Source organism: Kitasatospora sp. GP30 (assembly GCF_029892145.1).
Taxonomy (GTDB): Bacteria; Actinomycetota; Actinomycetes; order Streptomycetales; family Streptomycetaceae; genus Kitasatospora; species Kitasatospora acidiphila.
Window position 1 is genome coordinate 237,055 of sequence record NZ_JARZAH010000002.1, and the last position, 12,629, is coordinate 249,683.

A 12,629-nucleotide genomic window follows, 5' to 3' on the forward strand; every position below is an offset into this window, starting at 1 on the left:
TTGAGGAGCGCCATGCTGCGCCGACCCACCCTCAGAAGCCTCGCGGCCACTCTCGCCGCCACCACCCTGCTCGGCCTCGGAACCGGCACCGCGCTCGCCGCCCCACCCGGTTCGGCCCCACCCACCGCTGCGTCCAGGGTGGCAGCGGTGCCCGCCCAAGGCCACGCCCGACCCCCGGCCGCCTACGCCCCGACCGGCGTCTCGGATGCCGGCACCGACCGGGACGCCGTCCAGATCGGCCGCCTCACCCCCGCCCAACTGCCGCCGGCCCGCCCGGCCCTGCCACACCAGACCGCTGCCCAGTCCGCCCACTCGGCGGCCGCCCAGTCGTGCACCCCCGCCGACTTCAGCGGCCGCACCGGAACCGCGCTCGCCGCGTACCTCGAGTCCTCGACCACCGACTGCGTCAACACCCTGTTCGCGCTCACCGGAAAGGACGCGCACGGGGTGTTCCAGGAGTCCCAGGCGATCCCGGTCGCCGAGGCCCTGAAGACCGTGGCCGCCGCCTACAAGGGCGACGACTCCTCCGGCATCCAGCAACTCGTGCTCTACCTGCGCGCCGCCTACTACGTGCAGTTCTACGACGCGGCCGACGTCGGCCCGTACGACGACAAGCTGACCGCGCCGGTGACGGCGGCCATGGACGCGTTCTTCGCCAACCCGCACTCGCGGGACGTGACGGGCGCCAACGGCGCCATCCTGGGCGAGACGGTCACCCTCACCGACAGCGCCAACCTGCACCAGCACTACCTGGACGTCTACCAGCGCCTCTACACCGCGTACAGCAGCTCCTGGGACGCGGTCTCGGGCATGGACACCGTCGTCTACAACGCCAACAGCGCGCTCTGGCGGGCGGCGAACAACCCGGCGTTCGTCACGGCCATCAGCGGCGACCACGGCCTGGTCAACACGCTCAACGCGTTCGTGCTCAACCACACCGGCATGCTCGGCGGCGACAACACCTTCATGGTCGCGGGCGCCGGCCAGGACCTGGCAGCCTACGTCCAGTTCCCGGCACTGCGGCCGACCGTCCAGCCGTTGATGCTCGGCATGCTGCACACAGCGCGGATGACCGGCCCGATGGCCGCGCTCTGGGTCGCCGTGGCCCAGCAGAGCGTCGACTTCGACGCGGCGAACTGCGCCACCTACGGCACCTGCAACCTGCCCGACCGGCTGAAGGCCGCCGTGCTGACCGCCTCGCACACCTGCACCCCGACGATCACGGTGGCGGCCCAGGCCCTGGACGCGACCCAGCTCGCGGCGGTCTGCGACAGCCTGGCCAAGCAAGTCCCTTGGTTCCAGAACCTGGTGCGGGCCGGCGGTCCGATCCCGGGCCAGACCATCACCGGCGAGACCATGGTGGTGTTCGCCAGCCGGCAGGACTACCAGATCTACGGCCCCGCGATCTACAACATCGACACCGACAACGGCGGCATCACCGAGACCGGTGACCCGAGCCGGCCCGGCAACGCCGCGTTCTCGGTGATGTACCAGGCGCCCTACGCCACCGACTTCACCGCGAACATCTGGAACCTCAACCACGAGTTCACCCACTACCTCGACGCCGTGTACAACACCCGCGGCGACTTCACGGCCGAGACCGCCGTCCCTGACGTGTGGTGGATCGAGGGCATCGCCGAGTACACCTCCTACACCTACCGGGGTGTCGCGGACACCGAGGCGCTGGCCGACGCGCCCCAGCACACCTACGCGTTGAGCACCCTCTTCCAGAACACCTACGGCAACAGCGACACGACCCGCACCTACCCGTGGGGCTACCTGGCGGTGCGCTACATGTGGGAGCGCCACCCCGACGTCATGTACGCGATGCTGGGGCACTTCCGGACCGGTGACTACGCCGGCGGGTGCAACGTCTACAACGCGCTCGGCACCAAGTACGACGCGGATTTCGCCAGTTGGCTCAACGGGCTCGCGAGCGCAGGGAGCGGAAGCCCGACGGCGGCCTTCGGCACCTCGATCGACCGCCTGTCGGTGGCCTTCACCGACAAGTCCACCGAGACCGGCAACGGCCGTATCACCGGCTGGAGCTGGAACTTCGGCGACGGTGCCGGCGCCAACACACAGAACCCGACGCACAGTTACGCCAAGCCCGGCAGCTACACCGCCACCCTGACCGTCACCGACAGCAACGGCCACACGGCCACCACCACGGCCCAGGTCGCGGTGAGCAACACCGCCGCCTGCACCGGCGCCGACCAGCGGCTGCTGGACCGGAACTGCTACCGCGCCGACCAGTCGGCCGCGGCCGGCGGCGAGGACTACCTGTACATCTACCTGCCCGCCGGCACCACCCAGTTGACGGTCAGCACCACGGGCGGCAGCGGTACCGCGTACCTCTACTACAGCCCGAGCGGCTGGGCGACGAAGTCCCATCACTCGGTCGCGTCCACCCACCCCGGGACGGCGCAGTCCCTGACCGTCACCAACAAGACGGCCGGGTACCGGTACATCACCCTGTACGGGGCCACCGCGTTCAACGGGGTCACCGTGAGCGCCGGTTACTGACCTGCCTGACGGGCTAGTGGCCGTGGTCGACCCCGGTGGCTCTCGCGCCGCCGGGGTCGACCACGTATCCGTGCCGTGGTCCTGCCCGGAGTCCGCACGGACCTCCGCAGTCCGCCATGAACCGTTCAAGTGTCATGCTTTGGAAACAGCCCTCCAGCTGCCCCGATCACCGTTGCGGCAAGGTCACTTCGCCTCGTAATGTTCTTCACGGAATCCCCACCTCCTACTGCTCCCAGGTCTCTGGTCGAGCTGGAGTTGGGTGTTCCCGATCCGACCAAACGTTCCCTGGGGGGGAATTCATGATGCACGCACGTGCCCTTCGCCGCCGTATGGGCGGCGTCGTCCGCCGACTGGCCGTCGTCTCCGCGCTCACCGCCGCGCTGGCCGGCACGGCCATGCCGGCCATGGCCACCACGCCGCCCCCGCCGCCGTGCGACGTGTGCCACTGGGGCAACGGTGCCGACGTTCCGTCCGGCGCCACCCTGAAGAGCGGCACGCAGGTCCAGTTCGGGCAGCTGACCACCCTGACCATGCAGTCGGACGGCAACCTGGTTCTCAGGACCCAGGGCGAGCCCAGCTTCGTCCTGTGGGCCAGCGGCACCTACGGGCACGCGGGGGCGACCGCGACGATGCAGGCCGACGGCAACTTCGTCATCTACGACACCAACCACAAGGCGCTGTGGTCCACCGGCACCTACTTCCACGCCGGCGCCCACTTCAGCCTGATGGAAGACCGGAACCTGGTCGTCTACGACACCCACAACAAGGCCATCTGGCAGTCCGGGAGCAACCTCAAGAAGACCCCCTTGGACTTGGGCGGCCAGGTCGTCACCCAGCTCAACTCCGGGGCCACCCTCTACGGCACCAAGAGCCGGCTGGTCATGCAGACCGACGGCAACCTCGTCATCTACTCGCAGGCCACGGGTCGCGTTCTCTGGCACTCCATGACCTACTACCACCCCGGCGCCCACCTCGTGACGGGCACTGACCGACTGGCCATCTACCCCGCCCAGGGCGGCGCCCCGCTGTGGACCTCCCCCACGGGGGGCCACGGCCAGGTCGTCGGTATCTTCCAGAAGGACGACAACTTCGTCATCTACGACGAGCTGGGCGACGTCCTCTGGGCCACCTACACCAACTACGCCGTCTGACGGGGATCCAACAGCTTGAGCGGCTGGGCGGGCGCGCCCACCGGAACCGGCACCTCGCCCTCTGCGGGCTACTGCGCCCAACGGGGTTACGGTGACGGCTAGTTACTGACCGCAGGTATGGACTCGTGATGCAGGTCGGCCCCGATGGCACTCTCGCCATCGGGGCCGACCTGCATCACGAGCTCCTTGACCGGTGCCTGGGCACGGGGGTGGCTGGACGGGGGCGCTGCCGTGGTGCCGGTCGGTCTTCGGCGACGTCGGCAGGGGCGCGGCCAGGCCGGCGCCCCCGGGCCCGACGGCGTGGCCCCTAGCGCACGTTGTTCTCCGTAATGACATCCTCCTGGCACTGAGTGCTGTGGCGGGCCGCATCCGCCATCGCCTTCCGCACACCGGCGGGGAGCCAAGTCCCTTGTGCGGCTTGGTGGCCACTGGGTGTGCTGGTGATGCTCCAGGGGCGGTTGGCGGCGGACCACGGGACTGGGAGGATGGCGATGCCCGCGTCCTCCCAGTCGGCGAATGCATCGGCGAGCTCGGCGTTGATGTCGACGGCGGGCGTGTCGTTGGAACAGCCGTAGGTGCCGGGCAAAGTGGTGCTGCCGTAGTTATTGGGGGCGCCTACCGGGTCGGTCGCCACGAAGAGGGTTTGGGCGACGGTGATCCTCTCGTCCGTCTGACCGGTGGGGTCGTCGAGGGCGAGGGTGGCACGGGCCTCGACGGGAACGCCCTTGGCGAACGACGGTGAATCGGGGTCGGGGAGGATGGTGGTGTTCCATGGGGCATTGGAGGCCCGGCACGGTCCGCTGAGGCTGATGCTGCCCCTGGCGTCGTTCTGGGCGGTCAGGTCGATGCGCAGCCGGGCCTTGCGAGTGTCGGAGGGATCGTTGCAGCTGTAGGTGCCGGCGAGGGAGACGGAGCCGTCGGAATTGACCGTCGCGGAGTCCTGAGTGATCGACAGGTCAAGGGTGGTGCCGAGGATTTCGATGCGTGACTCGGGGCCGCCCGGATTGGGCGCGGAGGCCTGGGCGACGGTGGCCTGGGCGGTGGGGACGACGAGGGCGGCGGCCAGGGTGACGCTGCCGAGCGCGAGCGCGCAGTGGGGGGTGAATCGCATGGGGACTCGACTCCAGGTGGGGACACGTCGGCGCCCGGGAGCGGGTATCCGAGGCCGAGGGAGCACGGATGGTTGCTGTGCGTAGCAATCCGTGACTCACCGTAGAATGCGCAGTCGAGTCGTGCCACAGCAGTGCCGCCGTTAGCGTGGCGCCGGCTGGCCGGGCGGGCGCTGGGGGCGCCCGCCCGGCAGGCAGTCAGGCGAGGCGGCGGGTGGTGACGGCCTGGAGGAAGGTGGACCAGGCGGTGGGGGCGAAGCGGAGGTGCGGGCCGTCGGGGTCCTTGCTGTCGCGGACCGGGACGGTGGTGGGGAGGCATCATGCGCGCCGCACGGCGCTCGGAGCGCCCGTCGAGACTGCGGCCGCCGTCAGCGGCTGCCGTGCGGTCAGTCCGTAGCCCTGGGGTGGCCAGTCCCCGCGTAGGTGAGCCAGGCGGTGCGCGTCGCGTCGTCGATGAAGTACCAGATCCGGCCGCCGCCGGTTACCTCGTACTGCCGGCGTTCCGGATCTCGCCCGTTGAACGGATCGCCTCGGAGGAACGGCGCAGGTTGCCCGGTGCTTGGTGGCTCAGCTGCTCCCAGCCTTCCGCTGCCTCGCTGTTGGCGAAGCGGAGGCCGTATTCGTCGGCGGTCGGCGATGGGCGGCGACGCGGCCCGGTCCCCGCGCCTCGGGCTCACTCCGCCGCCTCAGGCGTGGGCACCGGGCCGAGGTCGCCCTCGGGTTCGCGGGTCAGGATGGCGTGCAGGGCGGGTCCGCATAGATCTCGGCGCTGTGCCGCCACTGGGTGAGCAGGAGCGCAATCGGGGCGAGGTTGTCCAGGGCCACCGCGCTCCGCGCCGTGTCGACAAGCTTCGAGAGCAGCGCGTCGATGTCCTCGGGCGGCAGGAACGTGGTCCACGGAAGAGCGTCCGGCAGCGCCTGGCGGAGCGCGGCGATGTTCTCCGTCCGCATCAAGCCGGCGAGCAGGCGGGAGGTGAAGTCCATGACCGTGGCATCGCGCTCCAGCCGGTCGACCCGCATCAGGGCGAGGTCCCCCGCATCGCGTCGGCGCAGGCGCAGTGCTCGGACGGCGTCCAGCCGGCGCGTGGTCGCGGCGGGATGGTGAACAGTTCGCTGAAGGGCACGTCCTCGTAGGCTGACGTCATGACATCCACGGTAGTTCGGATGTCGTGCTGCGGTCGGCCGTAGCTGCGCTCACTCGCCCGATTCGTCGGTGAATGAGTGCGCGAGGCGCCGGTAGGGCGTGGCCACGGCGGCCAGGCGCTCCGGCGTCCAGTGGTCGGCGCGTTCATCGAGGCTGAGGTCGCCGTCGCGGCGGAGCAGCCAGATGACCTCGCTCTGGAAGTGCAGCACGGCGTCGCCGGGCACTCGACGCAGGAGGCCGGCGGCAAGGTGCACCACCTCGTCCATGGCGGTGATCGTGTCCCGCTTGTCGAGCGTGAACGCGACGGCCACCGTCTCGGTGAACTCCCGGCCGTCGATCACCGTGGGCCAACGGCGTGGCCCCACCCGGCACACCCGGAACCAGGTGCCCCCGGGCGTCAACGCGCCGTCGCCGAGCATCAGTTCCGTGGTGTACCGCGCCTCGACCAGCCCCGTCCGGTCACCCACCGCGTGGAGCTCGCGGGCCACCTGCGGAGCGGGCCAGGAGGTTGCGAGGTCGAGGTAGTAGTCGAGCGCCATGGCGCCGACCGTACGGCACCGCCCGGGAACTGTCGTGCCAATACCGACCGTTCCATGCAGCGGGGAGGTCGATGATGCCGGGAGTGAGACGCCGTCCGGGCTGGTACCGGGGGGACTGCCATGTGCATTAGGTGTACTCGGACGGTGAGCTGACGCCCGCCCGGCTGGTCGCCGAGGCCCGTGCCGCCGGGCTGCACTTCATTGCCACTACGGATCACAACTCGGTTGCGAATCCTTGCACTTGGGAAGCTGAGGCCGGAGATGGCCTGCTGGTCGTGCTGGGCACGGAGGTGACCACCCGCACCGGCCACTGGCTCGCCCTCGGTATCGAACCGGGCCAACTGATCGACTGGGACTACCGGGTGCGGGACGGACGCATTGACCAGGCGAGGGCGGGCGTGCACGAGGTGGGCGGGCTCTGCGTGGCCGCGCATCCCCATGCGCCGTACCCGACGGGCCGGTTCATGTACGCCTACCAGGGATTCGACGCGGTTGAGGTGTGGAACGGGCCGTGGAGCTCGGACCGGCCGTGGCAGGCCGACAACGAGGCGGCGCTCGCCGAGTGGGGGCGGAGCCTGGCCGCCGACGTGGAAACCGGGCAGTGGCGGCCCGCCATCGGCAACAGCGATGCGCATCTGGCGGGCCAACTCGGCACCCCGCAGACGGTGGTGTTCGCCGAGGAGCTGAGCAGCCCGGGTGTGCTGGCGGGGATCAGGGCCGGGCGCAGCTGGATAGCCGAGTCGGCCGCCGTCCGACTCTCGTTCCTCGCCGATGCCGCGGGCCGCAGCGCCGGGGTGGGCGAGCGGCTGGCGACCGTGGGGGAGCCGGTCACGGTCCGGGCGCGGATCCAGGGGGTGCCGTCCGCCACCGTGACCTTCCACAGCGATCGGGGCGCCGTGCACCGGGGTTCGCTCCCCGCGCACGGCGCGGGCACCGCGACCTGGTGCACGAGTGCGGCGGAAACAGCCTTCGTCCGGGTCGAACTGCGCCACCCCGACGGCCGGATGGCCGCACTCAGCAACCCGATCATCCTGCACTGAGGCCGCGCCGAAGCAGCGCCGAGGCCCCGCTGAGGCAGCACTCCGAGCCCGCACCAACGCGTGTACCAAAGCGCGCGAGGGTCATTGACCCGAATCCAACCAGTGGGTAACTTCCCGGCCAGTAACCTCGCGGAAACCCGGCCCCGCCGCCCCCAACGGCCCGGCCGGTCCTTCTCCCTGGCACAGCCCCCACCCCTGGTTTCAAGGAGAGCCCCCGCATGTCCCTCCGTGCCCGTTCACGCCGTCTCGCGGCCGCCGTCGCGGCGTCCGCCACCCTGGCCGGCCTCGGCCTCGCGCTGCCCGCCCAGGCCCAGGCCGACTCACCCGTCAACTACGTTGCGCTCGGCGACAGTTACAGTGCCGGGTCGGGCGTCCTGCCGCTCGACCTGAGCGCCCCGCTGGAGTGCGCCCGCTCCAGCCTGAACTACCCGCACGACCTGGCCGCCGAGGCCGGGCTGAACCTCACCGACGTCACCTGCGGCGGCGCCCAGACCAAGGACTTCGCCGGCACCCAGTACCCGGGCGTCGCACCGCAGTTGGACGCGCTCGACGCCAATACCGGCCTGGTCACCATGACCATCGGTGGCAACGACAGCGGCGTCTTCATCGACGCGATCCTCGCCTGCGGCTCGGCCGGTGTGGTCACCCTCGGGTTCGGCCACCCCTGCCAGACGCTCTACGGCTCCAGCTTCGACAACACCATCGACAACAGCACCTATCCGGCGCTGGTGTCGGCGCTGAACGCCGTCCGGGCCAAGGCCCCCAACGCCCGTGTGGCCATCGTCGGTTACCCGTGGATCGTGCCGAGCCAGGCCGTGCCCGGCTGCTTCGTCAAGATGCCCATCGCGTCCGGCGACATCCCCTACCTGCGCGACCTGGAGGCACACCTCAACTCGGCCGTGCAGCGGGCCGCCGCCGCCACCGGCGCCGGCTACGTCGACATGTCGGCCGCCTCCGACGGCCACGACGCCTGCCAGCCGATCGGCACCCGGTGGATCGAGCCGGTGCTGTTCGGCACCAACTACGTGCCGGTCCACCCCAACGCCCTGGGCGAGGCCGCGATGGCCGGCCAGGCCGCCGACACGCTCGGCCTCAACTGACCCGCTGACCCACCCCTGAGCCGGCCTGGGGTCGAACCCCGGGCCGGCTCGGCTCACCTGTGCTTGAGCGATTCAGCGCTGTCCGCGCAGCTCCGCGAGTACGGCGTCGGTGAAGGCCGGCCACACCTCGGCGGCCCACGGACCGAAGTCGCGGTCGGCGAGGGCCACGCAGGCCACGCCCGCCACCGGGTCGACCCAGAGGAAGGTGCCGGACTGGCCGAAGTGCCCGAAGGTGGCGGGGGAGCTGGTGGCGCCCGTCCAGTGCGGGGACTTGCCGTCGCGGATCTCGAAGCCCAAGCCCCAGTCGTTGGGCCGCTGGTGGCCGAAGCCCGGCAGCACCCCGCTCAGGCCGGGGAAGGACACCTCAAGGGTGGCGGCGGCCACCGTGGAGGGGTGCAGCAGGCGCGGGGCCTGCAACTCGGCGGCGAAGACGGCCAGATCGGCGGCCGTGGAGACGCCGCCGGCGCCGGCCGGGCTGCGGTGCGCCGGGTCGATCGCGGTGTCCGTCATGCCCAGCGGCTGGAACACGGCCTCGGCCGCATAGCGGTCGAACGGGATGCCGGACGCCTTGGCCAGGGTGTCGGCGAGGACGTCGAAGCCGGCATTGGAGTAGAGGCGGCGGGTCCCGGGGGCGGCCATCGCTCGGGGCTCGTCGAAGGCCAGCCCCGAGGTGTGGGACAGCAGGTGGCGGACGGTGGCGCCGTCCGGCCCGGCCGGGTCGTCCAGGTCGAAGACGCCCTCCTCGACGGCGACCAGCGCCGCGTAGGCGGTCAGCGGCTTGGTCACCGAGGCCAGTTGGAAGCGGTGCCGCTGCGGGCCGTGCGCCCCCAGCAACGCGCCGTCCGCGCCCCGCACCACTGCCACCGCAGCCGTCTCGACCGGCCAGTCTTCGATCATCCGCACGCTCTGCATGACCTGCACTGTAATGCGAAGGAGGGATTTCACGGATTGCGCTTGCTTGGAGTGCACTCCAACTCGATAGCGTCAAGGACGTCAGCACCACACGGACCAACCGCACGGACCAGGGGAAGTGACCGATGAGCGCGGAACTCCTGGCGTCGCTCGACGATGCCGAACGGACGCCGCGGCACAGCATCAGCGAGGTCGCCGAGCTGACCGGGCTCACCGCCCACACACTGCGCTGGTACGAGCGGATCGGCCTGCTCGAACCGGTGGACCGCACGCACGCCGGCCGCCGCCGCTACAGCGACGCCGACCTGGCCCGCCTGGAGTTCCTCGGCAAGCTGCGGCTGACCGGCATGTCGGTGGCGGACATGGTCCGCTACATCGAGATGGTCCGGGAGGGCCCCGCGACCATGGACGCGCGGCGCGACCTGCTGATCGAGCACCGCGCCGAGGTCCGGGAGCGGATAGCCGATCTGCATGCCAGCCTCGCGGTGCTGGACTACAAGATCGACTTTTACGGCGCGCAGGCGGCGACGACCGCGACCACGAGCGCGCAGGCGACCACGAGCGCGCAGGCGACCACGAGCGCGAAGACGAGCGCGAGCGCGAAGACGAGCGCGACCACGAACGACAGCACCACCACGCACGAGCGCACCACCACGAATGACAGCAACTCCCGGAAGGCAGTAAGCGCATGAGCAACACCAAGCTCCCCACCGTCGAGCTCGGCAAGGGCGGTCCGCTGGTCGGGGCGCAGGGCCTGGGCTGCATGGGCATGAGCGAGTTCTACGGCCCGACCGACACCACCGAGGCGCTGGCGACCCTGGACGCCGCGCTGGAGGCGGGCGTCACCCTGTACGACACTGCCGACATGTACGGCTCCGGCGCCAACGAGGAGCTGATCGGCCCGTTCGTCCGGGCCAACCGCGACCAGGTGGTGATCGCCACCAAGTTCGCCATCGAGCGCAGGGCCGACGAGCCGACCTACCGCAAGGTCCGCAACGACCCGGCCTACATCCGCCAGGCCGTCGACGCCTCGCTCAAGCGTCTGGGCATCGACGTGATCGACCTCTACTACATGCACCGCCGCGACCCCGGCGTGCCGCTGGCCGAGTCGATCGGCGCCATGGCCGAGCTGGTGCAGGCCGGCAAGGTCCGCCACCTGGGCCTGTCCGAGGTGACGGGTACCGAGCTGCGCGAGGCGCACGCGGTCCACCCGATCGCCGCCGTGCAGTCCGAGTGGTCGCTGTTCACCCGCGATGTCGAGCAGATCGTGGTGCCCACGGCCGCCGAGCTGGGCGTTGCCCTGGTGCCCTACTCGCCGCTCGGCCGCGGCTTCCTGACCGGCTCCTTCGCCCGGGCCAGCGAGCTGACCGAGGGCGACTTCCGGCACAGCCAGCCGCGCTTCACCGGCGACAACGCGGCCGCCAACGCCGCGCTGATCGCGCCGATCCAGCAGATCGCCGCCGAGCGCGGGGTGACGGCGGCTCAGGTCGCGCTGGCCTGGGTGCAGCAGCAGGCCCAGGTACACAACCTGACGGTCGTTCCGATCCCGGGCACCCGCAAGCGCACCCGTCTCGCCGAGAACGTCGCGGGCGCCGTCCTGAAGCTCACCGACGCCGAGTTGGCCAAGCTGGAGCCCATCGCCGGCGAGGTGACGGGCGACCGCTACGCCGACATGAACTCCACCTTCACCGGGCGGGAGTGACGGCGGCTCATCTCGGATGAACCAGCAAAGGCGCCCTGTCAGTTGATGACAGGGCGCCAGTCGCGGTGCCACCGCAGCGTCAGCTGTACTTGACGTCCTGGTAGTCGCCCAGCGCGATGGTGGCGAAGTTGTAGAGGCTGTCGGTGCCCCGGTCGAAGTAGCCGGCGTGCCCGACGGCCCCGGCGGACGAGATGCGCTCGGCGCCGAAGTCGGGGCTGGTCGGGTCGGCGCCGTGGCCGAGACCGCCGACCTCCAGGTACGGGACGTTGCCGATCCAGTCCGCCGGGTTGCGGGTGGCCCAGACCTGGACGCCGGTGCCGAGCTGGGCGGCGTTGTCCACGTTCATGCCCGGGCTGCCGAGGATCATCATGTCGGTGGTCGCGCCGCGCAGCTTGGGCGCCGCCTCGCCGCAGACCACGCTGCCGTAGGAGTGGCAGATCAGCGACGGCGGGGCGGCCGGGGCCGTGGTCCGGTGCAGTCCGTCGAGGAAGCGCAGCAGCCGCGGCGCGGCCGCGTCGGCCAGCCGGGAGGTCACGGCGTCCGGGCCCAGGCCGAGCGGGCTGACGTAGTCGGTCCAGGCGATCACCGCGGTCGGGACGCCGGGCGAGAGCTTCTGCTCCTCGGCCTGCACGGCGCGGGCCATGCCGGCGGAGCTCTGCAGCGGGCGGTCCTTGGGGTCGTGGTGAGCGAGGTCACTGTCGGAGCCGGGCACCACCACGGAGATCCGCTGGGCGGCGGCCAGGTCGCCGAAGACCTCGGTGACCAGGCCCCGGCCGCGCGGGTCGAAGGCGAGGATCTGGCGGCCCGGTTCGAGCAACGGGCGGGAGTCGTTGGCCCGGGTGGCCGCCTGGGCGCGCTGGTCGGCGTGCAGCTTCTTGTCGGTGCTCGCTGCCAGGGCGCGGTCCAGCTCGTTCTGCACCGCGATGCGGTTGGCCTGGTAGCGCAGCTGGATCGGGGCGCCGTCCAGGTTGCCGACCACCAGGGGGTAGCGCTGCGCGAGCTGCTGCTGCTCGGCGGGGGTGAGCGAGGCGAAGAAGGCTGCCACGGTGGCGGCGTCCGCGGTGGCCGGGTCGGGCAGTGTGCGACCCAGGGAGTGGTCCTGCACCCAGGCAGTGGCGCCGGCCGGCGGAGTGGTGATCGCCACCTGCTCGTTGGACCGGGTCGCCTGGGCCGCCGCGTTGCCGGCATCTGCCAGCACCGCGCAGGCCGCGAAAGCGCCGATCATCACGCGCTTCAGCCGGCGGCGCTGCATCGCCTCAACTCCTGGTGGTACGACGGCTGGTCGGGGACCGCCGAGCGGGGCACGTCTGGATACAAGCGGCCAGCGTAACGGGCGATGGCGCCCCGTCGAACTGTGGGGTGAATCACAGTGAAGCCGACCAGGTGTGTCGTGGACGACACGATGG

The 12,629-nt window shown here is 70.9% G+C and carries 11 protein-coding genes and 2 pseudogenes; 6 read left to right on the forward strand and 7 right to left on the reverse strand.

Annotated elements, in window-relative coordinates:
* Window positions 1–12: 12 nt before the first annotated feature.
* Window positions 13–2,526 (forward strand): collagenase, encoded by a 2,514-nt coding sequence (locus tag P3T35_RS04380; protein WP_180356432.1) that lies wholly within the window; start codon window positions 13–15, stop codon window positions 2,524–2,526.
* Window positions 2,527–2,825: 299 nt separating this feature from the next.
* Window positions 2,826–3,677 (forward strand): hypothetical protein, encoded by an 852-nt coding sequence (locus P3T35_RS04385; protein WP_180356431.1) that lies wholly within the window; start codon window positions 2,826–2,828, stop codon window positions 3,675–3,677.
* 307 nt (window positions 3,678–3,984) lie between these two features.
* Here P3T35_RS04385 and P3T35_RS04390 read toward each other — a convergent pair whose 3' ends face one another.
* The 5 genes and pseudogenes from P3T35_RS04390 to P3T35_RS04415 form a co-directional block, all read right to left on the reverse strand.
* Entirely contained in the window at window positions 3,985–4,788 is an 804-nt protein-coding gene (locus tag P3T35_RS04390) for a hypothetical protein (protein WP_101380147.1), read from the reverse strand.
* Window positions 4,789–4,984: 196 nt separating this feature from the next.
* Window positions 4,985–5,098, reverse strand: a pseudogene (locus tag P3T35_RS04395) (DUF397 domain-containing protein); the annotation flags it as partial.
* A gap of 417 nt (window positions 5,099–5,515) precedes the next feature.
* On the reverse strand, window positions 5,516–5,806 hold the full coding sequence (locus P3T35_RS04405) for a hypothetical protein (protein WP_280704259.1): 291 nt from the start codon (window positions 5,804–5,806) through the stop codon (window positions 5,516–5,518).
* Complete coding sequence (locus tag P3T35_RS04410; protein WP_280704261.1) at window positions 5,806–5,931, reverse strand: hypothetical protein; 126 nt, start codon at window positions 5,929–5,931, stop codon at window positions 5,806–5,808. The genes P3T35_RS04405 and P3T35_RS04410 overlap by 1 nt, the downstream gene beginning before the upstream one ends.
* Before the next feature lie 49 nt (window positions 5,932–5,980).
* Entirely contained in the window at window positions 5,981–6,469 is a 489-nt protein-coding gene (locus tag P3T35_RS04415) for a SitI3 family protein (protein WP_101380146.1), read from the reverse strand.
* 131 nt (window positions 6,470–6,600) lie between these two features.
* Between P3T35_RS04415 and P3T35_RS04420 the strand changes: the two genes are divergently transcribed.
* Both P3T35_RS04420 and P3T35_RS04425 read left to right on the forward strand, forming a co-directional pair.
* Window positions 6,601–7,509: a CehA/McbA family metallohydrolase gene (locus P3T35_RS04420; RefSeq protein WP_280704264.1), complete on the forward strand. Its 909-nt coding sequence runs from the start codon at window positions 6,601–6,603 to the stop codon at window positions 7,507–7,509.
* Window positions 7,510–7,727: 218 nt separating this feature from the next.
* Window positions 7,728–8,609, forward strand: a complete 882-nt coding sequence (locus P3T35_RS04425; protein ID WP_101380145.1) for an SGNH/GDSL hydrolase family protein — start codon at window positions 7,728–7,730, stop codon at window positions 8,607–8,609.
* 72 nt (window positions 8,610–8,681) lie between these two features.
* On the opposite strand, the gene P3T35_RS04430 is transcribed toward P3T35_RS04425, so the two are convergent.
* The gene (locus P3T35_RS04430; protein WP_101380144.1) at window positions 8,682–9,521 is read right to left on the reverse strand and encodes a serine hydrolase domain-containing protein; all 840 of its coding nucleotides are present in this window, start codon (window positions 9,519–9,521) and stop codon (window positions 8,682–8,684) included.
* 125 nt (window positions 9,522–9,646) lie between these two features.
* Here P3T35_RS04430 and P3T35_RS04435 point away from each other — a divergent pair.
* A pseudogene (locus tag P3T35_RS04435) lies at window positions 9,647–10,033 on the forward strand (MerR family transcriptional regulator); the annotation flags it as partial.
* Between the two features lie 176 nt (window positions 10,034–10,209).
* Window positions 10,210–11,223, forward strand: a complete 1,014-nt coding sequence (locus P3T35_RS04440; protein WP_101380142.1) for an aldo/keto reductase — start codon at window positions 10,210–10,212, stop codon at window positions 11,221–11,223.
* Window positions 11,224–11,302: 79 nt separating this feature from the next.
* Here P3T35_RS04440 and P3T35_RS04445 read toward each other — a convergent pair whose 3' ends face one another.
* Window positions 11,303–12,475 (reverse strand): alpha/beta hydrolase, encoded by a 1,173-nt coding sequence (locus P3T35_RS04445; protein WP_101380141.1) that lies wholly within the window; start codon window positions 12,473–12,475, stop codon window positions 11,303–11,305.
* Between the last annotated feature and the right edge of the window lie 154 nt (window positions 12,476–12,629).

Coding starts and splice junctions, on each gene's coding strand:
- P3T35_RS04440 (WP_101380142.1), top strand. CDS start 10,210: ATGAGCAACACCAAGCTCCCCACCGTCGAGCTCGGCAAGGGCGGTCCG.
- P3T35_RS04430 (WP_101380144.1), bottom strand. CDS start 9,521: ATGCAGAGCGTGCGGATGATCGAAGACTGGCCGGTCGAGACGGCTGCG.
- P3T35_RS04445 (WP_101380141.1), bottom strand. CDS start 12,475: ATGCAGCGCCGCCGGCTGAAGCGCGTGATGATCGGCGCTTTCGCGGCC.
- P3T35_RS04385 (WP_180356431.1), top strand. CDS start 2,826: ATGATGCACGCACGTGCCCTTCGCCGCCGTATGGGCGGCGTCGTCCGC.
- P3T35_RS04405 (WP_280704259.1), bottom strand. CDS start 5,806: ATGCGGGTCGACCGGCTGGAGCGCGATGCCACGGTCATGGACTTCACC.
- P3T35_RS04415 (WP_101380146.1), bottom strand. CDS start 6,469: ATGGCGCTCGACTACTACCTCGACCTCGCAACCTCCTGGCCCGCTCCG.
- P3T35_RS04410 (WP_280704261.1), bottom strand. CDS start 5,931: ATGACGTCAGCCTACGAGGACGTGCCCTTCAGCGAACTGTTCACCATC.
- P3T35_RS04390 (WP_101380147.1), bottom strand. CDS start 4,788: ATGCGATTCACCCCCCACTGCGCGCTCGCGCTCGGCAGCGTCACCCTG.
- P3T35_RS04380 (WP_180356432.1), top strand. CDS start 13: ATGCTGCGCCGACCCACCCTCAGAAGCCTCGCGGCCACTCTCGCCGCC.
- P3T35_RS04425 (WP_101380145.1), top strand. CDS start 7,728: ATGTCCCTCCGTGCCCGTTCACGCCGTCTCGCGGCCGCCGTCGCGGCG.